Below are 22,443 nucleotides of genomic sequence, written 5' to 3'. Positions count from 1 at the left end.
TGCATTTTGCCACTCGCCTCGTAAGGCGCGGCGATGAGCACGCGGGAAGAGACGGGCAAGGTCGATCCGATCATCGAGGATCGCGCACAGCTGATCGAGCTGTTCGCATCGGGCGAGAAGCCGCGCGAGCGCTGGCGGATCGGCACGGAGCACGAGAAATTCGTCTACCGCACCGCCGATCACCGCGCCCCCTCCTATGACGAGCCGGGTGGCATTCGCGACCTGCTCGACCGGCTGACCCGCTATGGCTGGCGGCCGGTAATCGAGGGCGGCAACGTCATCGCGCTGAGCGGCGCGGACGGCACCATCAGCCTGGAGCCGGCCGGGCAGCTCGAACTCTCCGGCGCGCCGCTCGAAAACCTGCACCAGACCTGCGCCGAAACCGGCCGGCACCTTGAGCAGGTCAAGGCCGTCGGCGACGAGCTTGGCCTTGGCTTTCTCGGCCTCGGCATGTGGCCGGACAAGACGCGCGCCGAGCTGCCGATCATGCCCAAGGGTCGCTATGCGATCATGCTCAACCACATGCCGAAAGTGGGCAGCCTCGGCCTGGACATGATGCTGCGGACTTGCACGATCCAGGTCAATCTCGACTATGCGTCCGAAGCGGACATGGCGAAGAAGTTTCGCGTCGGCCTCGCGCTGCAGCCGCTCGCCACGGCGCTGTTCGCCAACTCGCCCTTCACGGAAGGCAAGCCGAACGGCTTTCAGTCCTTCCGCAGCCATATCTGGTCGGACACCGATGGCGCGCGCACCGGCATGCTGCCCTTCGTGTTCGAAGACGGCTTCGGCTATGAACGCTACGCCGATTACGCGCTCGACGTGCCGATGTACTTCGTCTTCCGCGACGGCCGGTATATCGACGCGGCGGGCCTGAGCTTCCGCGATTTCCTGAAGGGCGAGCTGTCCGTCCTGCCCGGCGAGAAGCCGCGCATGTCCGACTGGGCCGACCATCTCTCGACCGCTTTCCCCGAAGTGCGGCTGAAGACCTTCCTGGAAATGCGCGGGGCCGATGGCGGCCGCTGGAGCAAGATCTGCGCGCTGCCCGCGCTCTGGGTTGGCCTGCTCTATGGCGGACCGGCGCTCGACGCGGCCTGGGACCTGGTCAAGGGCTGGTCGATGGAGGAGCGGGAGGCGCTGCGCAACGACGTGCCGCGCCTCGGCCTCGACGCGCCGCTGCCCGGCGGCGGCAAGCTGCTCGACATCGCCGGCGAAGTGCTGTCGATTGCCGCCTCCGGCCTCCGCCATCGGGCGGAACTGAGCGGGTCAGGCGACAGCGAAGTCGGCTTCCTTGAGCCGCTCCAGGAGACCGTCCGCACCGGCAAGACGCCGGCGCAGCGCCTGCTGGACCTGTACCACGGTAGCTGGGCGGGCGACCTCACGCGGATCTACGACGAGTTCAGTTTTTAAGGAGGCCCGTTCGTATCGAGCGACGTCGAGATACGCTTCTCGACTTCGCTCGAAGCGAACGGAAAAAATGCTAATCCGCAAACAGCAGGACCGGCGTTTCCAGCAGTCTCTTGAGCGCCTGCACATAGCTTGCCGCGTCCCAGCCATCGACGACGCGGTGATCGCAGCTGATCGACAGGTTCATCAGCTTGGCGCGGACGAGATCGTCGCCGTCGAAGACCGGCCGCTCGACGATCTTGTTCGGGCCGATGATCGCCACTTCCGGGCGGTTGATCACCGGCGTGGTCGCGACACCGCCCAATGGCCCGAGCGACGTGACCGTGATCGTCGAGCCCGACAGTTCGGCGGATGTCGCCTTGCCGGTGCGCGCCGCCTCGGCCAGCCGCCCGATCTCGCGGGCGAGCTGCCACACATTCTTGTCCTGCGCTTCGCGGATCACCGGCACCATCAGCCCGGCATCGGTCTGCGTCGCCATGCCAATATGGACGGCGCCGTAGCGCGTCACCACGCCCGCTTCGTCGTCATAGCGCGCGTTGAGCATCGGAAATTCGGGCAGCGTCTTGCAGATCGCCACGATCAGCAGCGGCAACATGGTCAGCTTCGGCCGCTCGCCGCGATTGGCGTTCAGGTCTGACCGCATGTCTTCGAGGGCGGTGACGTCGATCTCGTCGACATAGGTGAAGTGCGGGATGTGGCGCTTCGACGCGGCCATATTCTCGGCGATGCGGCGGCGCATGCCGATCACCTTGACCTGCTCGTCCTCGCGCGGCGCGGACGGGCGGCCATAGCCCTGACCCGCATTGTAGGTGAGGAACGCGTCCAGGTCCTGATGCCGGATGCGGCCTTCCTGGCTCGGCTGCACCTGCGCGAGGTCGATGCCGAGTTCCTGCGCGCGCGCGCGGACCGCGGGCGAGGCGAGGACCGGGGAGTGACGCCCGGCACTCTCCTCCCGGTTTGGGCTGAGCTTGTCGAAGCCCTCCCTTTGTTCCTTGGGCGCCGGAGCCGAAGGGGAAGGGAGGCCTTCGACAGGCTCAGGCCGAACCGGCTTTGGGGCCTCAGGCACTTGCAGCACAGGCTCCACCCGCGGCATCGGCTCCGTCTCGGTCTCACTTGCAACCGGCGCCGCGACCGGCGCAGCTTCCTCCACCTCTTCACTCTCCGTCTCGATCACCGCCAGTGCGGAGCCGATCGCGATCACGTCGCCCACCTCGCCGGCGACCTCGCGGACCACGCCCGCCACCGGCGACTCCATCTCGACAGTCGCCTTATCGGTCATCAGGTCGGCGAGCTTGCCGTCCTCTTCGATCCGGTCGCCGACCTTCACGTGCCAGGCGACGATCTCGGCCTCGGCGATGCCTTCGCCAATGTCCGGCAGCCGGAAAGTGAACAGGCCCATCGCTTAGTCCTTCATGATCTTTTTGAGCGCCTCGCCGATGCGGACGGGCCCGGGAAAATAGGCCCATTCGAGGCTGTGCGGATACGGCGTGTCATAGCCGGTGACCCGCTCGATCGGTGCTTCGAGGTGATAGAAGCAGCGTTCTTGCACCAGCGCCGACAGCTCCGCGCCGAAGCCCGAGGTGCGGGTCGCCTCGTGCACGATCATGCAGCGCCCGGTCTTCTTCACAGACGCTTCGATCGTTTCGATGTCGAGCGGCAAGAGCGTGCGCAGGTCGATCAGCTCGGCGTCGATTCCCTGTTCCTCAATCACCCCAGCGCAGACATGCACCATCGTGCCATAAGCGAGCACCGTCAGCGCCTCGCCGGGCCGCACCACCTGCGCCTTGCCGAGATCGATGCGGTAATAGCCGTCGGGCACTTCGCCTGCGGGGTGTTGCGACCAATTCTGCGCCGGGCGGTCGTAATGGCCGGAAAAGGGACCGTTATAGATGCGCTTCGGTTCGAAGAAGATGACGGGATCATTGTCTTCGATCGCCGCGATCAGCAGGCCCTTGGCATCGTAAGGTGTCGAGGGAATGACCGTCTTCAGGCCGGAGACATGGGTGAAGATGCCCTCGGGCGACTGGCTGTGCGTCTGCCCGCCGAAGATGCCGCCGCCAAAGGGCGAGCGCACCGTGATCGGCGCGGTGAAATCGCCCGCCGAGCGGTAACGCAGCCGCGCCGCTTCGGAGACGAGCTGGTCCAGCGCCGGGTAGATGTAATCGGCGAACTGGATCTCCGGCACCGGCCTCAGGCCATAGGCGCCCATGCCGACGGCCACGCCGATGATGCCGAGCTCGCTGATCGGCGTGTCGAACACGCGCGTCTTGCCATATTTCGACTGCAACCCCGCCGTCGCGCGGAACACGCCGCCGAAATAGCCGACGTCCTCGCCCATCACGACGATGTTCGGATCGCGATCCATCAGCACATCGAGCGCCGAGTTGATCGCCTGGATCATGTTCATCCGGGCCATCAGCGATTTCCTCCGTTCGTCATTCCCGCGAAAGCGGGAACCCAGAAGGTGAAGGGTGCCGGGACATAAGGAAGAAGCTGGGTTCCCGCTTTCGCGGGGATGATGAAAGTGATGCGGGCCATCACGTGGTCTCGATTCCGGCGGCGCGGGCTTCGGCGAGCATTTCCTGGCGCTGTTCCTCGAGGTGCCAGGGCAGCGTCTCGAACACGCCTTCGAACATGGTGGACATCGGCTGGTGCATGCCGTGGCCGAGGATGCCGTTCTTCTCGGCTTCCTTCTGCGCGGCTTTCACCGCGTTCGCGCAGTCGAGGTCCATCGCCGCGTGACGTTCATCATCCCACTCGCCGATGGTGACGAGGTGCTGCTTCAACCGCGAGATCGGATCCCCGAGCGGCCATTTCTCCCGCTCCTGCGCCGAGCGATAGGCGCTGGGATCGTCGGACGTGGAATGGCCTTCCGCGCGATAGGTGAAGAACTCGATCAGCGTCGGCCCCTGGTTGGTCCGCGCGCGCTCCGCCGCCCGTTCCGTCGCCGCATAGACGGCCAGCGCGTCGTTACCGTCCACCCTGAGCCCGGCAATGCCATAGCCGATCGCGCGGGCGGCAAAGGTCGTCGCCTCGCCGCCGGCAAAGCCCGAAAAGCTCGAAATCGCCCATTGATTGTTGACCACGTTCAGGATGACGGGCGCCTTATAGACGGTCGCGAAGGTCATGGCCGAATGGAAGTCGCCTTCGGCGGTCGAGCCTTCGCCGCACCACGTCGCCGCGATCCGGGTGTCGCCCTTGATCGCCGAGGCCATCGCCCAGCCGACGGCTTGCGGAAGCTGCGTCGCGAGATTGCCGGAGATGGAGAAGAAGGAGCCTTCCTTCGTCGAATACATGATCGGCAGCTGCTTGCCCTGCAGCCGGTCGCCCTTGTTCGAATAGATCTGGTTCATCATGTCGACGAGCGGCCAGTCGCGCGCGATCAGCAGGCCCTGCTGGCGGTAGCTGGGGAAGCACATGTCGTCACGGTGAAGGGCGAAGGCCTGGGCGCAGGCGATCGCCTCTTCCCCGGTGCACTTCATGTAGAAGCTGGTCTTGCCTTGGCGCTGCGCGCGATACATGCGCTCGTCGAACGCGCGGGTCAGCGCCATCGCCTTCAGGATCGCACGCACCGTGTCTGGCGAGAGCTTCGGGTCCCACGGACCCACCGCGCGACCATCATCGTCGAGCACCCGGACCAGAGAATAGGAGAGGTCGCGAAAATCGTGGGGCGTCGCCTCGACCGCCGGACGCGGCGCGGCGCCGGCGGCGGGAATGTCGAACGCGCTGAAATCGGCATCGTCGCCGGGCCGGAAACTCGGCTCGGGCACGTGCAGCCGCAGCGGCGGCAGATTGGGGCGGCTGGACATCCTCTCTCCAGATTCGGGCGTGGAGCGCCCTTTGCCGTGAGTGTAAGAAAATTACAAAGCCCTTACACGGCTCTGCGATGCTGCACCTGCGAACTCCGCGTGCAACCAAGGCGCATGTCGCTGCGTTTGTAAGCTTATGTTCAGGGAAGCCAGCGCCGAGACGACCGCCTTTCTGCCTCGCCAGGCCGCGCCAAAGCCGCGACCGGCTGCGCCCCGGGACCTGGTGAAGGTGATGCTCGCGGCCGCCGAAAAGCTCCAGGCGAATCGCGATCTGAAAAGTGCCCGGGCCTTGCTGGAGCGCGGCGGGGAAGAGCTGGCGACGCTGCTCGATCCCGATCGCCGGCCGGACTGGGCCTGGTTCGAGATCATGTTCGAGGAGGATGCCTGCCGCCTGCCCGAAGCGCTGATGCGCGCCGGCCGCATCCTGCACCGCGACGACCTGGTTGAGCGCGGGCTGGCGACGCTGGAATGGATGTTCTCCGGCCGCGTCCTCCACAAGTGCCTGGACACGATGGCGCAGGCCTGCGACGCCGCTTTTGCCACCACTGGCGACCTGAAGTGGCTGATGATCAGCCGAACGGCCACTCTGGCACGCCGGGAACGTCCACTCGAAAACTGAAGATACCGCCGGAGTGCGGTTCGCCGGCGACCCGCGCGCTGGTCACATAGGCCGTGCGCCGGTCGTCATCGCCGAAGACGATCATCGTCGGCCGGCTGACTGGTAGTCTCACCTCCTCGGCCACGTCTCCCTCTGGAGAGAGCCGCGCCACCCGGCCGCCGTCGAACAGGGCGCTCCAATAGCAGCCCGCTTCATCGAACGAGCCACCGTCCGGCCGCCCCTCGCCGATCGGCCATTGGTGAAAGGTGCGGCGATTGGTCAGCTTGCGATCGACCACGTCGTAGATGCGTAGCGCGTGGCTGGGCGTGTTCGCATGGGTGAAGCGGCTGCCATCGGCGGAAAAGGCGGCGCCATTGCAGGTCAGCATCTCGCCCTCGATCCAGGTCACGCGTCCGTCCGGATCGAGCCGGTAGAGCGCAGCCTCGCCCGTCTGCTTGGTCGTATCGACGCTTCCGACCCAGAATCGGCCCCATGGGTCGGTGCGTCCGTCGTTGAAACGGTAGTCGGGCTTGTTCGCGAGCACCTGTTCGCCGAACGGCTGCGGATCGGCGTCCCAGCTGGTCAGCGTCGCGCAACCATCTTTCATTCCCAGCAGCAGCCCGCCCGCCCGGCCAAAGGCGAAGCAGCCGACCGGATGATCGAACACGCGCTTCTCGTCCGCGCCTGTCGCCGGGTCGAACCGATGAAGCTCGCACCGGGCGATATCCACCCAGTAGAGCCGCCGCTCCGCGCCATGCCAGCGGGGTCCTTCGCCCAGCGCCGCGCGCGCGTCCAGAATCAGTTCAGGCCGGACGCTCATCGTCCAGCCGGCTGGCCACGGCCTGGGCCAGTTCGTTGAGTCCGAAGGGCTTGCGCAGCACCGTCGTCGTGCCGCCGGCGAAGCGTTCAATGGCGGCGGCGTCGGAATAGCCGCTGGCGAAGAGGATGGGCACATCGGGCAGCTGCCGGCGCGCCGCTTCGGCGAATTCGACGCCGTTCATCCCCGGCATCGCGTAATCGACCAGCATCAGGTCGGGCCGGCTGTGCTGGAGTTGGGCGAGACCCGCGGCGCCGCTTTCCGCGGCGATCACGTGGTGCCCCAGTTCGTGCAGCCCATCGATCAGGAACTGGCGGAGCTCGGGGTCGTCATCGACGACCAGGATCGTGGCGCGGCGCCCGGTCTCGCCCGGATCGGCCGCTCCCGTCTCGTCCTCGGCGATAAAGGCTTGCCTGGCGATCGGCAGATAGATGCTGACCGTCGTGCCTTGTCCCGGCCGGCTGCGGATGCGCGCGGTGCCCCCGGCCTGGTGCGCGAAGCCATAGACTTGCGAGAGGCCGAGGCCGGTGCCTTGCCCGACCGGCTTGGTGGTGAAGAACGGATCGAACGCGCGGTCCGCTACGCTCTCCGGCATGCCGGTGCCCGTATCGATCACGCTCAGTTCGACATAGTCGCCCGGTGCCAGCTCCGCATCCGCATCCATTCGCCGAACGGCCTTGCGGATGACGAGTTCTCCGCCTTCCGGCATGGCGTCACGGGCGTTGATCGCAAGGTTGAGAACGGCCATTTCTAGCTGTGTTTCGTCGGAAAGGACGGTCACGCGCGGTGCGTCCATATCCAGTCTCAGCACGGTCGTCGGACCCAGCGTTCGGACCAGAAGGTCCTGCATCCGCTCCAGCAGCTCGGAGACGGACACGGGCTTGAGTTCGATACGCTGTGCGCGGGCGAAGGCGAGCAGCTGCGCGGTCAGCTTCGATCCGCGCCGCGCGGCCGTCAGCGCGTTGTTGAGGGAGCGGGTGGTGCGCTCGTCGAAGCCGTCGCGGCGCAGCACCAGATCGAGCGAGCCGACAATGGCCCCGAGCAGATTATTGAAGTCGTGGGCGATGCCACCGGCCAATTGCCCCACCGCCTGCATCTTCTGCGCTTGCGCCAGCGCCTCTTCCGCTGCTGCGAGCCGCTCTTGTTCGCTGATCCGATCGGTCACATCCGAGACGAATTGGTAGGCGCCGGTCACGTCACCGTTGGGGTCGCGGAGCGAGCGGAAGCGCATCTCGTAGTGCCGACGATCCAGTGCCGGATCGCCGAACGCGTCGATCTGCACGAAATCTTCGCCGTCGAGCGCGCGCGACCAGACGCTGCGCACCGCCTCCTGGTGCTCCGGTCGGTCGCGCAGCAGGGCCAGCATGTTGTCGCCGGCTTGCGGCTTGCGCGTGCCGAAAATGCGGGCGAATTCCTCCGCGGCGGCCCGGTTGATCGCGCGCCAGGTAAGGTCGCGGTCGGCAACCTGCACGAACACATCGGCACCGTCGATGATGTCGAGCAGCAGCTTGCGCTCCGCGACCGCCTCGGCGACCCGCCTTTCCAGCGTCTCGTTCAGTTCGCGCAGCCGTTCCTCGTCGGCCTTGCGGCGGGTGATATCGATGGCAGTGCCGACAACGCGGATGCAGCGTCCGCTCTCATCGAACACGCCGCGGCCTTTTGCTGCCACCCAGCGCACCACGCCGTCGTCCCGGCCGATCGCGCGATATTCGACATCATAGAGCGCGCGCAATTGCGGATCCATCGCAGCCGCGAACGCGCTGGTCACCTGCTCCGCATCTTCGGGGTGCAGGGCCGGATAGAAATCGCCGGTCATCGACACCGGCCGGTCGTCCTGTATGCCGAACATCCGCTTGACGCGCGGCGGCCAGTACAGGGTGTCCTGGACGGGATCGACATCCCACAGTCCGATTTCCGCAGCCTCGGTCGCGAGTCGCAATTGCTCTCCGCTTTGGCGCAGGGCCGCTTCCGCCGCGCGCTGTTCGGTAACGTCTTCGATGAACGCGTAGATGCCGATGACCCGATCACCCGCTTCGGTGCGGGGAATATAGTGGACGCGGATGTGGCGGTGCCGGGCGTCGCGATAGGGCATGAAATGCTCGAACACGACCGTCTCGCCGGCCAGCGCGCGTTGCGCATAGGGCAGGACGTTCTGAAACGCCTCGTCGCCGAGTACCTCACGGACGCGCCGCCCTTCGATGCCGCTCCGGCCGCCAGGAAACCAGTCCTCGTACACCCGGTTGACGAAGCGGTAGCGAAGTTCCCCGGCATCTGGCCCTTCCAGATAACTGACCAGCACGGGCAGCGAGTCGGTAAGCAGTTGCAGCTCTTCCCGGCTCGCTCGCAAATCGGCCTCGGCCTGCTCCCGCGCCGTCGCTTCGCGCCGTGCGTCGCTTAGATCGACGCCCTGAACGAAAATGCCGGTGACTTGGCCTCTTGCATCCCGAACCGGTTCGAACAGGAAATCGAGCACGACTTCGGACCCGACCGCGGTCGGGTCCGGCTGCATCATGAAGCGCGCATTTTCCGTGTGGAAGCGTTCGCCGGTGCGGAACACTCGGTCGAGCACCTCGCCATAACCCTGGTTGATTGCTTCCGGAACGGCCTCCGCGACCGTACGACCGACCACCTCTCGGCCGCCGACCAGCCGCTTATAGGCCTTGTTCGCCAGCACATAACGATGCTCCGGCCCGGAGAGCATCGCGATGAAGCTCGGCGCCTGCTCGAACATCGTCGCGAGCGTGTCCAGTTGAGACGTGCGGGCGGCGAGCGCCTCTACCCGTTCGGTCGTTTCCGCGACGATGCAAAGCACGCCGCCGATGCCGCCACTCTCGTCCGGCACGGCCGAGTAGGAGATGTCAAAATAAGCCGTCTCTCCATAGCCGTGCCGCTCGAGATAAAAGGGCCGGTCCTTGGCGTGGACGGTTTCGCCGGTCTCGCGCACCGACCGCAGCAGCGGCTCGAGATCGTCCCACAGTTCGGCCCAATTCTCCTGCGCCGGGCGCCCGAGGGCACGCGGGTGCTTGTCGCCGATCGTCGGCGCATAGGCGTCGTTGTAGAGCGCGACATAGTCGGGGCCCCAGAACAGCACGATCTGGGCTTGCGCGGGTAGGAGAAAGCCGACCGTGGTCTTCAGGCTCTGCGGCCAGTCGGCGGGTGCGCCCAGGGGCGAGTCCTGCCAGTCGCGATCACGCATCAGGGCGCCCAGCGTGCCACCCCGCGACAGAAACGCCATCTCATCCCCAAACCTTGGCGAACCGTCCAATCCCGAACCTCCGGCAATGGCGCTCCGACCGCCTTAGCAACTGCCTTTTGCAGCAGAAACCCTCGATCGCGCCAGATGTCCCTTCCCCTTGACGGAAACGTAAAGCTCGCCTCTTCTGCGGCAAACAGGAGAGGCCAGTTCCGCATGCTCGATAGTCACGCCCGTACCGTCTACACGCCCGATCACGAGGCCTTTCGCCAGACCGTCCGTTCCTGGCTGCAGAAGGAAGCGGTGCCGCATGTCGAGCGGTGGGAAGCGAATGGCATCGTCGACAAGGATATCTGGCAGAAGGGCGGCGAGATCGGGATGCTGTGCCCGACCGTGCCCGAGGAATATGGCGGCCTCGGCCTCGACTTCGGCTACAATGCCGTCATCGACGAAGAAGTAAGCTATGCCGGCACGCCGCTCGGCTTCAGCCTCCAGTCCGACATCGTCGTCAACTATCTGGTCTCCTACGGCTCGGAAGAGCAGAAGCGCGAATGGCTGCCCAAGATGGTCTCGGGCGAAGTCGTCACCGCCATCGCGATGACCGAGCCCGGCACCGGCTCCGACCTGCAGGGCATCCGCACGACCGCCCGCAAGGACGGCAATCACTACGTCATCAACGGGTCCAAGACCTACATCACCAACGGCCAGAATGCCGACCTGATCCTGGTCTGCGCGAAAACCGACACCGAAGTGCAGCCCGCGTGGAAGGGGGTGTCGATCATCCTGGTCGAAGCCAATCGCGAAGGCTTCAAGCGGGGCCGGAATCTCGACAAGATCGGCCAGGACGCCGCCGACACGTCCGAGCTGTTCTTCGAAGACGTGCGCGTGCCGATGACCAACTGCCTGGGCGAAGAGGGCAAGGGGTTCATCTATTTGATGTCCGAACTGCCGCAGGAGCGGCTCTCGATCGCCGTCGGCACGCAGGCCTCGGCCCAGCGTGCCTTCGACGACACCGTGGCCTTCGTGAAGGACCGCAAGGCGTTCGGAAAGCCGGTGTTCGATTTCCAGAACACCCGCTTCACCCTCGCCGATCTCAAATCCAAGCTGCAGGTCGGCTGGGCGCATCTCGACTGGGCGCTCGCCCGCCATCTCCGCCGCGAACTGACGCCGGAAGAAGGCGCGGCCGCCAAGCTCTGGCACACCGAGCTGCAATGGGAAGTGATGGACAAATGCCTGCAGCTGCACGGCGGCGCCGGCTATATGAACGAATATCCGATCGCCCGCATGTGGCGGGGTGCACGCGTCAGCCGCATCTATGGCGGGACGAACGAGATCATGAAGGAACTGATCGGCCGCAAGCTCTAACTGACTTGCGCGCTTAACACACCGCGCCCATATCGCGCCCCATGCTGAACATCGCTTCGATCGTGATCGGCCTGGGCGCGCTGCTCTGGGCGCTGGTGGCCTTCATTCCCCTCATCGGCGCGCTCAACTGGCTGGTGCTGCCCTGGGCGATCCTGGGCCTGGCGCTCGGCGTGCTGTCGAGCCGGACGTCGGGGCGCAATCTGAATCTGCTCGTGATCGCGGTGGCGAGCGTCCGCCTGATGCTTGGCGGCGGCATCCTTTGAGTTCGGCTGCCGAGGCAAAGAAAGGGGTCGCGTTCGGCCTCTCCGCCTATCTGCTCTGGGGCTTTCTGCCGGTCTATTTCAAGCTGCTCGGCGACGTGCTGCCGACCGAAGTGGTGGCGCAGCGCATTCTCTGGTCGGTGGTGCTGCTCGCTGGACTGATCGCCGTCTCCCGGCGCGGGCCGCAGCTATTGGCCGCGCTCCGCAATCCACGGGCGCTGAAGCTGCTGGCTGCGTCCGCGGTGCTGATCGGCATCAATTGGCTGGTTTATATCTGGGCGATCGGGGCACGGCATGTGCTGGAGACCAGCCTCGGCTATTTCCTCAACCCATTGGTCAATGTCGTGATGGGCGTCGTGCTGCTGAAGGAGCGGCTGACGCGAGCCCAAGGCGTCGCCGTGGCGCTCGCTGCGACCGGCGTCGCGGTGCTGGCGGCGGGCGCGGCGTCGGGTCTCTGGATCAGCCTCGTCCTCGCCCTCAGCTTTGCGACCTACGGGCTGATCCGCAAGGTCGCGCCCGTGGATAGCCTCGAAGGGTTGACGATCGAAACGGTACTGCTCGCCCCGCTCTCCGCAGCCTATCTGGTCTGGCTGTCGAGCACGGGCGAACTGAGTTTCGGCACCGGCCGGGACGTGTCGCTGCTGCTCGCCCTTGGCGGCCTCGTCACCGCGACGCCGCTGTTGCTGTTCGCAGCGGGCGCGCGGCGGCTGCCTTATTCGACTATGGGCCTGCTCCAATATATCGCGCCCACCATCCAGTTCCTGCTTGCCGTGCTGGCGTTCGGCGAGCCGCTCACCACCGCGCACCTGATCTGCTTCTCGTTTATCTGGGCGGGACTGGCGGTCTATGCGTTGGACGGCCTGCGCCGCGCCGCGCGCCCGGTCAGCGCTGTGCCTCGCCGAGCTTGAACTCGCCCAGCGTTTGCGCTCCCGCCTCTTTCAGGTCGAGCGTGAACCAGTTGCCGTCCTTGGTTTCGCCGGCGAACCCCGTCGGCGTCTCCCGCGCCTTGAACTCGGCGTCGCGCATCTGCTCGACATACCAGGCGGCCACCCTGGCCCGGTCGGCGGGCGCGGTGAAGCTGACCGCGACGCGACCCTTGTCGCCCTTGTCGCCGTCGATGTTGATGTTGGTCACCTTCGCGTCGGGATAGAGGCGCACGCCGTCCATCTTCATCCGCCCGCCAAGTGACGCGAGCCCCGGTATCTCGATGTCGGCCTTGAAGCCGTCGCCGCCGACCTGGACAGTGCCCTTGTTGGCCGGCGCGGTGCCGTTCGAGCCCGCATTGATCGTAACACGGGTGGGTTCGCCCTTGTCGCACGCGGCCAGGAGAACAAGGGCAGCCAGGATCGTCAGTCGTGCGAACACGCGCACCTCCACTGTATTGCAATAGCAATACACTAGGGCCGGGCGCAGCATTGGTCAAGGATCGAGCGGAACCGAGGGGATTAGTTCGTAGACGTCGAGCAGTGCCCCATCCCCGGGGTCGGGGATGACGAGCCGCCAGCGGAATGGCGCGACCCGTTCCAGCCGGCCCGCGACATCGCGGCTCGCATCCTCGCCATAGGCCGGCGGGTCCTCGGCGCCGAACCCCATCGCCCCCAGGAACACCATGCGCGTATCGCCATCCGCCCAGAGCCGACCTGCGGGCCGCTGCGAGCCGCTGCCCTTCACGAGCGTGAGCAACTCCCCTTCGGCTTCGACGTAACAGTGAAACGGGCGAAAGGCGGCAAACGCCGGACGCCCGCCCAGCTTGATCACGCGGCAAATATATGTTCCCGGCGTCGGGGCGGCGCGAGGTTGAGCAGCGTCGGGAGCGAGCAGCGCGCCTTCGCCTGCCATTGCGCGGCGAAATCGGCGGGCACTCGCCAGCGCCTGACTCCAGCTTTGCTCGAGCGCCGCAAGCCGTGCGCGATCGCGCTCCGTTGCGACACTGGCCCATTCGAGCGGCACAGGGTCTTCCACCACCTCGACCATCGCGGCCGGAGCGGCGGGAGCAGGGGCCGCGCGGAACAGCGCGCAGCTCGACAGCCCCGGAGCGAGCATCAGCAGGACAATCAACGCAACACGGCCGGTCATCGACAGGCTCCAGCAACAGCCGCGCGCTGTTTACCCCAGTGGCGGCAACAGGGCCATGGTTAGCATCACATTGGCGCCGATTCGGAGCGGTTCGCTTGGGAGCGCCGTTGCGCTAGCATGGGCGAGGAGGGGAGCGAGACATGCCAAGCACCGATCCACGGATCGACGCCTATATCGAAGGAAGGCCCGCATTTGCGCGACCGATCCTTCAGCATCTGCGTGCCGCCGTGCACCGCGCCTGTCCGGAGGTCGAGGAAACGCTGCGCTGGTCGATGCCCAGCTTCACCTACAAGGGTCGAATTCTCTGCCAGATGGCTGCCTTCAAGGAGCATGCGAGCTTCGGCTTCTGGCGCGGCAAGGAAGTGGCGGGGGAGGGGCGCAGCGCCGATGGCATGGGGCAGCTCGGCAAGCTGCGGAGCTTGTCCGATCTTCCCACCGACTACGAGCTTGATGCCTTGATCCGCAAAGCGGCCGCTCTGATCGAGTCAGGGGTCAAGGCGCCGCGTGCGGTCAAACAGCCGAGGGCGGAGATCGTCATGCCCAGCGATCTCGCCGCGGCGCTGGCGGCGAACCCGGCGGCGCAGGCGACGTACGACGCCTTTCCGCCGGGCTGCCGGCGCGAGTATCTCGAATGGGTCGTCGAGGCCAAGCGACCCGAGACGCGCGCGAAACGGGTATCGCAGGCGGTGGAATGGATGGCCGAAGGCAAACGGCGCAACTGGAAGTATGAGAAGTGCTGAGGGTCAGCGCACCGGCGTGGAGAGCAACCCGGCCAGCTTGGAGCGGAACGCCCGCAGCGCGTCGCCGCTCAGCAACGAGGTGCTGACGAAATTTACCGTCTTCGGATTGATCGGCGTCGCGCCCCGATAGACTTCGAAATGCAGATGCGGGCCGGTCGAGAGCCCGGTCGAGCCGACATAGCCGATCACCTGCCCCTGGCGCACATGCTGCCCAGGCGCGACCGCGATCCGGCTCATATGGGCATAGGCCGTGCCGATGCCGCCGCCGTGGCGCAGCATCACGTAGTTGCCATGACCGCCATGCCGTCCGGCAAAGGTCACCGCGCCATCGCTCACGGCAAAGATGGGCGAGCCATAGCCGGCGCCGAAATCAATGCCCCGGTGGAAGCGGTTATAGCCGAGCAGCGGGTGCAGCCGCATGCCGAAGCCCGAGGTCTGGCGGCCCGCCACCGGTCGCGTCAGGCCGCTGCGCTTTTCGCCGACGCCGGCGGCATCGAACCACTCGGTACGGCCGTCCGCCTGCCATTTGAGCAGCTGCAGCTTGCGGCGGCCTTGGTCGAGTCCAGCAAAGAGCAGCTGCCCGGTTTCCACTTCGCCCGTTTCGGCGCGGCGCTGCTCGACGATCAGGTCGAAGCGGGCACCGGATGTGATTGAGCCGATCGACACCTTGCCGGCCAGCGCGCGCAAATAGGTCTCGACCGCACTCGCCGGAGCACCGGCCGCACGCGCGGCGCGATAGAGGCTCTCGCCGACCACGCCCTGAATACGCAGCGGGGTGTTGTCGACGCGGATGGGCACCTGGGTCAGCTGCAAGGCCCCGTTCACGCGGGCGATTTCGAGGCGCAGGTCGAAACGGGCGCGGAATGCGAGCGCGTCGAGCGGGCGCGCAACATGCTTGTTGGGCCGGCGGCCGAGCTTGATGTCGAGCCGCGTGCCGTCGACGATGCCGGCGAGCGGCGTCGCGCCCGCGACCATCTGCGCGACGCTGTCTGCTTCGGCGGCGCCGACGCCTGCGCGCTCCAGCACCCGCGCGAGGCTGTCACCGGAGCCGAGCGATGCGGTGAGTTCCAGCATCGGCCGTTCGGGCGCTTCGCCGAGCGGGCGGACGAGATCGCCCGCGGCCATGCGGCTGCCGCTGTCCGCGCCATAGGCCAAAGGCGTGATGGATTGGGCCCGCGCCTGTTCGGCAGGCTCCCCGCTCCACGGCGCCGGCGTCGCGCCCACCAGCGGCCGGTCGAGCGAGGGAGCCAGGGCATAAGCGGAGCCGCACAGCGCCGTCAGCGTCGCCAGGCCGCGCCACCATTCGCGCGAACCGATGCGCGCGCCCAGATCGGGCACGAAATCGACCCGCGGGGCGCTGAGGGTCGGGATCGCGACAGCGGGTCCGCCGCGGCCAAAGCCGGCCGGTGCGAGCGCGATCGCGCCTGCGCTGCCGCCGAGGCTGAACTCCTGGCCCTTGTGCTGGTACAAACTCTGCCCCCCGGCATGGCGGCGCCCGTGGCGTCGAGGTCCTTCTGCTGTGAACAATCGGGGTTAACGTCAACCTAAGCCGCTGGCGGAAAAGCCGTTGCTGCGGCGAACCGCATGGCTGGTGCGTTCAGTCGATCAAGTGCTTGCCAAGTCTGGCCGAAGCCCCAAGTTGGAGGCGCCATGTCCAGTTTCGCGTCCTCGCCCGTTGCGGCGGTGCTCGGCCCCACCAACACCGGCAAGACGCATCTGGCGGTGGAGCGGATGTGCGCCCATTCGTCCGGCATGATCGGCTTTCCGCTGCGGCTGCTGGCGCGCGAAGTCTATGACCGGGTCGTCGCGATCAAGGGCGAGAACCAGGTCGGGCTGATCACCGGCGAGGAAAAGATCCTGCCGCCCCAGGCGCGCTGGCTGCTCTGCACGGCGGAATCGATGCCGGTCGACCGCGACGTGGCATTCGTCGGGCTGGACGAGGCGCAGCTGGGCGCCGATCCGGAACGCGGCCATGTCTTCACTGACCGGCTGTTGCGTGCGCGGGGGCGTGAGGAGACGCTGATTCTCGGCTCCGAGGCACTGCGGCCGATGATCCGCGCCCTGCTGCCGAAGACGGAGATCGTCAGCCGGCCGCGATTTTCGACGCTCAGCTTTGCCGGCGCCAAGAAGTTGTCGCGATTGCCGAAGCGGTCGGCGATCGTCGCCTTCTCGGCCGAAGAGGTTTATGCGGTGGCCGAGACGTTGCGCCGCCTGCGCGGTGGGGCGGCCGTGGTGATGGGCGCGCTTTCCCCCCGCACCCGCAACGCCCAGGTCGCGATGTTCCAGGCCGGCGAGGTCGATTATCTCGTCGCCACAGATGCGATCGGCATGGGCCTCAACATGGACGTGGCGCATGTCGCCTTCGCGTCGCTACAGAAATTCGACGGGCGGCGGACGCGGCGGCTGACGGTCGCGGAGATGGCCCAGATCGCCGGACGCGCCGGTCGGCACCAGCGCGACGGCACCTTCGGATCGCTGGGCGGCGAGGACGGACCCGGCGCCTTCACGCCCGAAGAGATCGAGGCGATCGAGAATCACGCCTTTCCGAAGCTCGAACATCTATACTGGCGCGAGGGCGATCCGGACATGTCGAGCCTCGATGCACTGATCGCCTCGCTGGAGGAGAAGCCCAGCGAGCCGGTGCTGCGCGCGGCGCCACAAGCGATCGACCTGGCGGTCCTCAAGAAGCTTGCCGACGAGGAGTGGGTGCGTGCCCGCACGCGCGGCCCACAGGCGGTGAAGCGGCTCTGGGCGGCGTGCGGCCTGCCCGATTTTCGCAAGACCGGCGCCGACCACCATGCCCGCTTCGTCGGCCGCATCTACCAGCACCTGTCCGAAGGCCATGTGCCGCATAGCTGGTTCGCGGAGGAGATTGCCCGGCTCGACCGCACCGGCGGCGATGTCGACACCATTGCCGACCGCATCGCGTCGATCCGCAGCTGGTCCTATATCGCGCACCGGTCGGACTGGCTCGAGAACCCCGCGCATTGGGCCGAGCGCACGCGTGCGATCGAGGAGAAGCTGTCGGACGCCCTGCACGCAGCGCTCACCCAGCGTTTCGTCGACCGCCGCACTTCGGTGCTGCTGCGCGAGATCGGGGCGGGCTTGAGCGAATTGCCGGTCGCGATCGCTGACGACGGCATCGTGACTGTCGACGATGAGCCGATCGGGCGCCTGGAGGGCTTTGCCTTCACGCCCGATGCAAGTGCCCGCCACGCCGACACCCGCCGGCTCATCGCTGCGGCGGACCGGCTGCTCGTGGCGGAGCGGACCCGGCGCGCGCGCGCCCTGGCGGCGAGCGGCGACGAGGCCTTCGCGCTCTCGGCCGAAGCCGGGCAGCGGCCCGCCATCCTGTGGCAAGAACGTCCGATCGCCAGCTTCGAAGCGACGCGGGAATTGCTGCGGCCACGACTGAAGCTGGAGCGTGCGGCGGCGGCGCTCGACCCCGGCAGCCGCGACCTGATCTTCGCCCGGCTGCACAAATGGCTGGAAGAGCGGACGGAAAAGCTGCTCGACCCGCTGGAACGCATCGCCGCGGCAGCCGCCGATCCGGCGACCCCCGGCGCGGTCCGCGCCTTGCTCGCACCCTTGGGGGAGAGCGGCGGAATCCTCGACCGGCGCAGCGTGGGAGGTGTCCTTTCGACCATGTCGCGCGAAGACCGGGCATTGGCGCGCAAGCTCGGCATTACCATCGGCGCCCTGGACGTGTTCGCCCCCGCCTTGCTGAAGCCGGAGCCGCTGCGCTGGCGGACGGTGCTGCTGGCCGTGCGTCGTGACGCTGTCATGAGCGTGCTACCGCCGGCGGGAGCGGTGATCCTGCCCGCCGGCCACGCGCCCGGCTTTCGCGGTATCGGGCGCCAGCAGGTGCGCATCGACATGGTCGAGCGGATCGCGAAGGCGGCGCACGAGGCGCGCGAAGGCAAGCGCGCTTTCGTCCCCGATGCGTCGCTCGCCACTTCGGTCGGGTTGGAGCCGGCGACATTGAACCGGCTGATGCTGATGCTCGGCTTCCGCGCGCTGCCGGTCGAAGCGGGCGCGCCGCCTGCCTGGCGTTGGCAGGGCCGGCGGCGCAAGGAGGAGGCGGTCGCCGTCAACCCGAACAGCCCCTTCGCCAAGCTGGCGGGGTTCGGGCGCTAGTGACCGGCGATACCCTCCGCCTCGACAAATATCTCTGGTTCACCCGGCTCGCGAAGACGCGAAGCTTCGCGCAGGAAGTGGCTGAAGCCGGCCATATGCGGATCAGCGGGCGGGTCGTCGATCGCGCGCATGCGGCCGTCAGGGTCGGCGACGTACTGAGCTTTCCGCTGCACGGGCGGGTGCGCGTGATCCGGGTCGAGGCGCTGCCGGCGCGGCGCGGTCCGGCGGCGGAGGCGCGGCTCTGTTACGCGGACCTGTCGCCGCCTGTTGACGCGTCCGCCTGCTCGACATAGCGACGGAGCAAACACCCAAGGGGCCCGCTTACCATGACCTATGTCGTCACCGACGCCTGCATCCGCTGCAAATATATGGACTGCGTCGAGGTCTGCCCGGTCGATTGCTTCTACGAGGGCGAGAACATGCTCGTCATCAATCCCAGCGAATGCATCGACTGCGGCGTGTGCGAGCCGGAATGCCCGGCGGAAGCGATCCTGCCCGACACCGAAAACGGCCTTGAGAAATGGCTGGAGCTCAACGCCACCTTCTCGGCGCAATGGCCGAACGTCACCCGCAGCCGCGGGGCGCCGGCCGATGCCGACGAGTTCAAGGGCCAGGACGGCAAGTACGACAAGTTCTTCTCGCCGGAGCCTGGCCAGGGCGATTGAGCGGCGCTGCCGTCCCGCGCCGGACCGGGTTGCTGACAGCGCTGGCAATTATATTGCGAATCTGTTAAGCGGGTTCCACCGGGCTTGGCTCGGAACAGATGTCCCTTACATCTGCAGAAAGGTCCAACTCCTCCTCTGACCGTCCTGCCCTGACGAGGTCGCTTATGCTCCCCGGGCCCGGGAGCACGCGTCGGGTCGGACCAAGAAGACAGAAAGGTCACTCATGGCTGCCAAGGCGCTCAGCTTCGATGTTGGCGATTATGTTGTCTATCCCAAGCACGGCGTGGGCCGCGTCGTGGAACTCCAGCGGCAGGAAATCGCCGGTGCGAGCCTGGAACTTTACGTCCTGCGTTTCGAAAAGGAGCGGATGACGCTCCGCGTTCCGACCAACAAGGCGGAAAGCGTCGGCATGCGCAAGCTGTCGTCCGACAAGACGATGCGCGAGGCGATGGAAACGCTGAAGGGCAAGCCGAAGGTGAAGCGCACCATGTGGTCGCGCCGCGCCCAGGAATATGAGGCCAAGATCAACTCGGGCGACCTCGTCTCGATCGCGGAGGTCGTGCGCGACCTGTTCCGTGCCGACGACCAGCCGGAGCAGAGCTATTCCGAGCGCCAGATCTTCGAAGCGGCCGCCAGCCGCCTCGCCCGCGAACTGGCGGCGATGGAGCAGCTGGACGAGCCGGGCGCGCTGAAGAAGATCCTCGAGATCCTGAACAAGGCTGCGGCCATCTACAACAAGGCCAAGGCCGACGCGGCTGCCGAAGCCGAATAAGCATTGAGCTTGGGGAAAAGGGGCGGTGCCGGCGACGGCGCCGCCCTTTTCGTTTGCGCTCTGGACAGCAAAGACCGGTAGGTGTATTGCCGATACAACACAGTTCGGGAGGACCTGATGTCACGTCTGCCACTTCTTGCCATTGCGGTCGCGACGCTGAGCGCCTGCGGCGTGGTTCATGCCGAAGGCGGCGATGGTGGACCGAGCGGCAGCCGCAGCTTCTCGGTGCGCGGCTTCGACCGGGTCGAACTGCGGGGTTCCGACAATGTGATCGTCAAGGTCGGCGGCGCGGAGTCGGTGACCGCCACCGGTCCGCAGGACGTGCTCGACCGGCTCGAGATCGAAGTGGTGGATGGCAAGCTGCGCGTTGGGCGCGAAGGCAAATGGCACTTCGGCTGGTCGCGCGATCGCGGGTCCGCCGTCGTGACCGTCACCTTGCCGCGCCTGCGCGGGGCGTCGATCGCCGGCTCCGGCGACATGAAGGTCGATCGGGTGCAGGCGACCTCGTTCGAAGGCGCAGTTGCCGGATCCGGCAATCTGGCGATCGGCACGCTGCAGGCCGACGCCGCTTCGTTCGACATCGCCGGCTCGGGCGGGACGTCGCTGACCGGTCAGGCCAAGTCGATCGAGGTGTCGATCGCCGGCTCCGGCAGTCTCTCCGCACAAGGGCTGAAGGCGGAACGCGCCAAGATCAGCATCGCCGGCTCGGGCGACGTACGCGCGCAGGTGAGCGGCGAGGCCGATGTATCGATCCTCGGCTCAGGCGATGTCGAGCTGGTCGGCAATCCCCGCTGCAAGGTCAGCAAGATGGGGTCCGGAAACGTTCGCTGCGGCTGACGCGGGTGGCGGCTTCGCCGCCCCTACCTATCCGGATCGAGCTCCTGCGGCGCGTCGCGGCTGAGATCGTCGACCTGGCCCATGATCGTTTCGAGGGCACCACGGCCACCATTGCCGGCGCTGTCGCGCCGTGACGGCAATGCGCCTTCGGACAGCAGCGCTTCGAGCGCCACGCGGCCGCGCGCGACACGGCTCTTGATCGTGCCGACCGCCACGCCGCAGATCTCGGCCGCCTCCTCATAGGCGAAGCCGCCCGCACCGACCAGGATCAGCGCCTCGCGCTGCGGCTGCGGCAGGTGCATCAGCGCCCGCTGCATGTCGGCAAGCTCCACGTGGCGGTCCTGGCTGGCCGGCGCGGCGAGCAGCCGGTCGGCCGCCAGATCGTCCCATTCGCCCTTGAAGCGCGCGCGGCGCATCTGGGAAAGATAGAGATTGCGCAGGATGATGAAGGTCCAGGCGCGCATGTTGGTGCCGGCCTGGAAGCGCTTGCGCGCCGCCCAGGCCTTGAGCAGCGTTTCCTGCACCAGATCGTCGGCCGTGTCCCGGTTGCCCGAAAGCGACCGGCCGAACGCGCGCAAATGCGGAATCACGAGACCCAATTGCTCGCGAAATTCCTCATCGGAAAGCGCCGCGTGCGGCGCCGCCTCCGGTTCGTCGTCGTCGATGCGGCGGGCGTGGGCTTCAGCCATTCAGAACCTTGAATCGAGAAACGATGCAATCGCCCGCGAACGAGCGCGCGAAGATCAGACGAGCGTGATGACGAGGAACGCGAGGATCACCAGCGCAAGCGCGATGGCGAGAATATAGCGCACCACGCCCTGCTTGGACGCGCCGCGCGCCTCCGTCGCTGTGCGGTGCACGTCGTTGTCGGCCATTTCATTTCGCCCCTGCTACGGTCACGGGCAGGATAACGCCCGCGACCGACGCAGGTTCCGGCGCTCAGGCCGGCACCGTCGCGCGATCGAAGAACAGTGCCTGCGCGATCGCTGCCTTGACGGTAGAGCGTTGAAATGGCTTGGTAATCAGGAAGGTCGGCTCCGGCCGCTCGCCGGTCAGCAACCGCTCCGGGAAAGCCGTGATGAAGATCACCGGCACCGAGAACTCGGACAGGATGTCCTTCACCGCGTCGATACCCGAACTGTCGTCGGCCAGCTGGATGTCGGCGAGCACCAGCCCCGGCCGGCGCGCCTTCGCCTGCGCCACCGCCTCGTCGCGGGTGACGGCGACGCCGGTCACGTCATGGCCCAGGTCACGAACGATCGTCTCCAGGTCCATTGCGATGATCGGCTCGTCCTCGATGATCAGCACCTCGGCGCGGGTCTGTTCCTCAATCTCCGAGAGCGCCTCGGCCACCAGCCGGTCGACCTCGTCGGCGTCGGTTTCGATCAGATAGCCGGTGTCTTCCGGCGTGAAGCCTTCCATCGCGGTCAGCAGCAGCGCCTGGCGCGGCAACGGCGTGAGCCGCGCCAGCCGCGCGCGCGCGATCGATTCATTGTCGGTGCCGTCCACGCCGATCGGATCGTCGTCATTGGCAACGTTCACCGAGCCCCAGATCGCCTGGAAAGTCTTGTAGAGGCCCAGCCGCGGATCGACATCGCGGGGGAATTGGTCGGGCGCCTGCACGATCGCTTCAAGGGCCGCCTTCACATAGGAATCCCCGTGCTGCTGGCTGCCGGTGAGCGCGCGAGCATAGCGGCGCAGGAAAGGGAGGTGAGGGGCCAGTTGTTGACCAAGCGACATAGGTATTGGAACTCCCGCTTCGTTGTTCCG

22 protein-coding genes are annotated in these 22,443 nt (G+C 66.7%); 11 read left to right on the top strand and 11 right to left on the bottom strand.

Annotation, left to right across the window (positions count from 1 at the left end; genetic code table 11):
• Positions 1–33 precede the first annotated feature (33 nt).
• Positions 34–1,407: a glutamate--cysteine ligase gene (locus tag HJG53_RS08175; RefSeq protein ID WP_171129341.1), complete on the top strand. Its 1,374-nt coding sequence runs from the start codon at positions 34–36 to the stop codon at positions 1,405–1,407.
• A 70-nt stretch (positions 1,408–1,477) separates the two neighbouring features.
• Here the strand turns inward: HJG53_RS08175 and HJG53_RS08170 are convergent, their stop codons facing one another.
• The 3 genes from HJG53_RS08170 to HJG53_RS08160 form a co-directional block, all read right to left on the bottom strand.
• Positions 1,478–2,803, bottom strand: a complete 1,326-nt coding sequence (locus HJG53_RS08170) for a dihydrolipoamide acetyltransferase family protein (RefSeq protein ID WP_171129339.1) — start codon at positions 2,801–2,803, stop codon at positions 1,478–1,480.
• Positions 2,804–2,806: 3 nt separating this feature from the next.
• Positions 2,807–3,811 (bottom strand): alpha-ketoacid dehydrogenase subunit beta, encoded by a 1,005-nt coding sequence (locus HJG53_RS08165; RefSeq protein ID WP_171129710.1) that lies wholly within the window; start codon positions 3,809–3,811, stop codon positions 2,807–2,809.
• 130 nt (positions 3,812–3,941) lie between these two features.
• Positions 3,942–5,213 carry a thiamine pyrophosphate-dependent enzyme gene (locus HJG53_RS08160; protein WP_171129331.1) on the bottom strand — a complete coding sequence of 424 codons (1,272 nt, stop codon included), beginning with the start codon at positions 5,211–5,213 and terminating at the stop codon, positions 3,942–3,944.
• 223 nt (positions 5,214–5,436) lie between these two features.
• Here HJG53_RS08160 and HJG53_RS08155 point away from each other — a divergent pair, with 223 nt between their 5' ends.
• Complete coding sequence (locus HJG53_RS08155) at positions 5,437–5,832, top strand: hypothetical protein (protein ID WP_171129329.1); 396 nt, start codon at positions 5,437–5,439, stop codon at positions 5,830–5,832.
• On the opposite strand, the gene HJG53_RS08150 is transcribed toward HJG53_RS08155, so the two are convergent.
• Entirely contained in the window at positions 5,783–6,631 is an 849-nt protein-coding gene (locus HJG53_RS08150) for an SMP-30/gluconolactonase/LRE family protein (RefSeq protein ID WP_171129327.1), read from the bottom strand. The genes HJG53_RS08155 and HJG53_RS08150 overlap by 50 nt on opposite strands.
• Entirely contained in the window at positions 6,615–9,863 is a 3,249-nt protein-coding gene (locus HJG53_RS08145) for a PAS domain-containing protein (protein WP_171129325.1), read from the bottom strand. Before HJG53_RS08145 ends, HJG53_RS08150 begins: the two co-directional genes overlap by 17 nt.
• Positions 9,864–10,037: 174 nt before the next feature.
• Here HJG53_RS08145 and HJG53_RS08140 point away from each other — a divergent pair, with 174 nt between their 5' ends.
• Genes HJG53_RS08140 through rarD form a run of 3 tightly spaced genes read left to right on the top strand, consistent with a single transcriptional unit; the run spans position 10,038 to position 12,354 of the window.
• Complete coding sequence (locus HJG53_RS08140) at positions 10,038–11,186, top strand: acyl-CoA dehydrogenase family protein (RefSeq protein WP_171129323.1); 1,149 nt, start codon at positions 10,038–10,040, stop codon at positions 11,184–11,186.
• 41 nt (positions 11,187–11,227) lie between these two features.
• A complete protein-coding gene (locus HJG53_RS08135) occupies positions 11,228–11,449 on the top strand; it encodes a hypothetical protein (protein WP_171129321.1) in 222 nt (73 codons plus the stop codon).
• The gene (rarD, locus tag HJG53_RS08130; protein WP_171129319.1) at positions 11,446–12,354 is read left to right on the top strand and encodes an EamA family transporter RarD; all 909 of its coding nucleotides are present in this window, start codon (positions 11,446–11,448) and stop codon (positions 12,352–12,354) included. The genes HJG53_RS08135 and rarD overlap by 4 nt, the downstream gene beginning before the upstream one ends.
• Here the strand turns inward: rarD and HJG53_RS08125 are convergent.
• Positions 12,329–12,811, bottom strand: a complete 483-nt coding sequence (locus tag HJG53_RS08125; RefSeq protein WP_171129317.1) for a hypothetical protein — start codon at positions 12,809–12,811, stop codon at positions 12,329–12,331. The genes rarD and HJG53_RS08125 overlap by 26 nt on opposite strands.
• Before the next feature lie 54 nt (positions 12,812–12,865).
• On the bottom strand, positions 12,866–13,522 hold the full coding sequence (locus tag HJG53_RS08120) for a DUF4893 domain-containing protein (protein ID WP_171129315.1): 657 nt from the start codon (positions 13,520–13,522) through the stop codon (positions 12,866–12,868).
• 140 nt (positions 13,523–13,662) lie between these two features.
• On the opposite strand from HJG53_RS08120, the gene HJG53_RS08115 reads away from it, so the two are divergent.
• Positions 13,663–14,262 (top strand): YdeI/OmpD-associated family protein, encoded by a 600-nt coding sequence (locus HJG53_RS08115; RefSeq protein WP_171129314.1) that lies wholly within the window; start codon positions 13,663–13,665, stop codon positions 14,260–14,262.
• 3 nt (positions 14,263–14,265) lie between these two features.
• On the opposite strand, the gene HJG53_RS08110 is transcribed toward HJG53_RS08115, so the two are convergent.
• Positions 14,266–15,732, bottom strand: coding sequence for a M23 family metallopeptidase (locus HJG53_RS08110; RefSeq protein ID WP_171129312.1), 1,467 nt, complete (start codon positions 15,730–15,732; stop codon positions 14,266–14,268).
• A gap of 180 nt (positions 15,733–15,912) precedes the next feature.
• Between HJG53_RS08110 and HJG53_RS08105 the strand changes: the two genes are divergently transcribed.
• The 5 genes from HJG53_RS08105 to HJG53_RS08085 all read left to right on the top strand — a co-directional run bounded on the left by HJG53_RS08105 (position 15,913) and on the right by HJG53_RS08085 (position 20,673).
• Complete coding sequence (locus HJG53_RS08105) at positions 15,913–18,399, top strand: helicase-related protein (protein ID WP_171129310.1); 2,487 nt, start codon at positions 15,913–15,915, stop codon at positions 18,397–18,399.
• On the top strand, positions 18,399–18,692 hold the full coding sequence (locus tag HJG53_RS08100; RefSeq protein WP_171129308.1) for an RNA-binding S4 domain-containing protein: 294 nt from the start codon (positions 18,399–18,401) through the stop codon (positions 18,690–18,692). Before HJG53_RS08105 ends, HJG53_RS08100 begins: the two co-directional genes overlap by 1 nt.
• Positions 18,693–18,725: 33 nt before the next feature.
• The gene (gene fdxA, locus HJG53_RS08095; protein ID WP_171129306.1) at positions 18,726–19,064 is read left to right on the top strand and encodes a ferredoxin FdxA; all 339 of its coding nucleotides are present in this window, start codon (positions 18,726–18,728) and stop codon (positions 19,062–19,064) included.
• 223 nt (positions 19,065–19,287) lie between these two features.
• Complete coding sequence (locus HJG53_RS08090) at positions 19,288–19,836, top strand: CarD family transcriptional regulator (RefSeq protein WP_171129303.1); 549 nt, start codon at positions 19,288–19,290, stop codon at positions 19,834–19,836.
• Between the two features lie 117 nt (positions 19,837–19,953).
• Complete coding sequence (locus tag HJG53_RS08085) at positions 19,954–20,673, top strand: head GIN domain-containing protein (RefSeq protein WP_171129301.1); 720 nt, start codon at positions 19,954–19,956, stop codon at positions 20,671–20,673.
• Between the two features lie 23 nt (positions 20,674–20,696).
• Here the strand turns inward: HJG53_RS08085 and HJG53_RS08080 are convergent, their stop codons facing one another.
• The 3 genes from HJG53_RS08080 to HJG53_RS08075 form a co-directional block, all read right to left on the bottom strand.
• Entirely contained in the window at positions 20,697–21,362 is a 666-nt protein-coding gene (locus HJG53_RS08080; protein WP_171129300.1) for a sigma-70 family RNA polymerase sigma factor, read from the bottom strand.
• 54 nt (positions 21,363–21,416) lie between these two features.
• Positions 21,417–21,548: a hypothetical protein gene (locus HJG53_RS18980; RefSeq protein WP_302477356.1), complete on the bottom strand. Its 132-nt coding sequence runs from the start codon at positions 21,546–21,548 to the stop codon at positions 21,417–21,419.
• A gap of 64 nt (positions 21,549–21,612) precedes the next feature.
• Complete coding sequence (locus HJG53_RS08075) at positions 21,613–22,413, bottom strand: response regulator (protein WP_171129298.1); 801 nt, start codon at positions 22,411–22,413, stop codon at positions 21,613–21,615.
• Positions 22,414–22,443 lie beyond the last annotated feature (30 nt).

Origin of the sequence: Sphingomonas sp. ID1715, assembly GCF_013044515.1 — a bacterium.
In the GTDB taxonomy this organism is placed as follows: Bacteria; Pseudomonadota; Alphaproteobacteria; order Sphingomonadales; family Sphingomonadaceae; genus Sphingomonas_B.
The sequence above is the reverse complement of the archived record's forward strand: the minus strand, read 5'-3'. Positions and strand labels throughout refer to the sequence as shown.

Bases quoted from the DNA above. Each gene is read 5' to 3' on its own strand.
- HJG53_RS08085 (WP_171129301.1), top strand. From the start codon at position 19,954: ATGTCACGTCTGCCACTTCTTGCCATTGCGGTCGCGACGCTGAGCGCC.
- HJG53_RS08165 (WP_171129710.1), bottom strand. From the start codon at position 3,811: ATGAACATGATCCAGGCGATCAACTCGGCGCTCGATGTGCTGATGGAT.
- HJG53_RS08120 (WP_171129315.1), bottom strand. From the start codon at position 13,522: ATGACCGGCCGTGTTGCGTTGATTGTCCTGCTGATGCTCGCTCCGGGG.
- HJG53_RS08140 (WP_171129323.1), top strand. From the start codon at position 10,038: ATGCTCGATAGTCACGCCCGTACCGTCTACACGCCCGATCACGAGGCC.
- HJG53_RS08145 (WP_171129325.1), bottom strand. From the start codon at position 9,863: ATGGCGTTTCTGTCGCGGGGTGGCACGCTGGGCGCCCTGATGCGTGAT.
- HJG53_RS08080 (WP_171129300.1), bottom strand. From the start codon at position 21,362: ATGGCTGAAGCCCACGCCCGCCGCATCGACGACGACGAACCGGAGGCG.
- HJG53_RS08160 (WP_171129331.1), bottom strand. From the start codon at position 5,213: ATGTCCAGCCGCCCCAATCTGCCGCCGCTGCGGCTGCACGTGCCCGAG.
- fdxA (WP_171129306.1), top strand. From the start codon at position 18,726: ATGACCTATGTCGTCACCGACGCCTGCATCCGCTGCAAATATATGGAC.
- HJG53_RS08115 (WP_171129314.1), top strand. From the start codon at position 13,663: ATGCCAAGCACCGATCCACGGATCGACGCCTATATCGAAGGAAGGCCC.
- HJG53_RS08175 (WP_171129341.1), top strand. From the start codon at position 34: ATGAGCACGCGGGAAGAGACGGGCAAGGTCGATCCGATCATCGAGGAT.
- HJG53_RS18980 (WP_302477356.1), bottom strand. From the start codon at position 21,548: ATGGCCGACAACGACGTGCACCGCACAGCGACGGAGGCGCGCGGCGCG.
- HJG53_RS08090 (WP_171129303.1), top strand. From the start codon at position 19,288: ATGGCTGCCAAGGCGCTCAGCTTCGATGTTGGCGATTATGTTGTCTAT.
- HJG53_RS08170 (WP_171129339.1), bottom strand. From the start codon at position 2,803: ATGGGCCTGTTCACTTTCCGGCTGCCGGACATTGGCGAAGGCATCGCC.
- HJG53_RS08075 (WP_171129298.1), bottom strand. From the start codon at position 22,413: ATGTCGCTTGGTCAACAACTGGCCCCTCACCTCCCTTTCCTGCGCCGC.
- HJG53_RS08135 (WP_171129321.1), top strand. From the start codon at position 11,228: ATGCTGAACATCGCTTCGATCGTGATCGGCCTGGGCGCGCTGCTCTGG.
- HJG53_RS08150 (WP_171129327.1), bottom strand. From the start codon at position 6,631: ATGAGCGTCCGGCCTGAACTGATTCTGGACGCGCGCGCGGCGCTGGGC.
- HJG53_RS08105 (WP_171129310.1), top strand. From the start codon at position 15,913: ATGTCCAGTTTCGCGTCCTCGCCCGTTGCGGCGGTGCTCGGCCCCACC.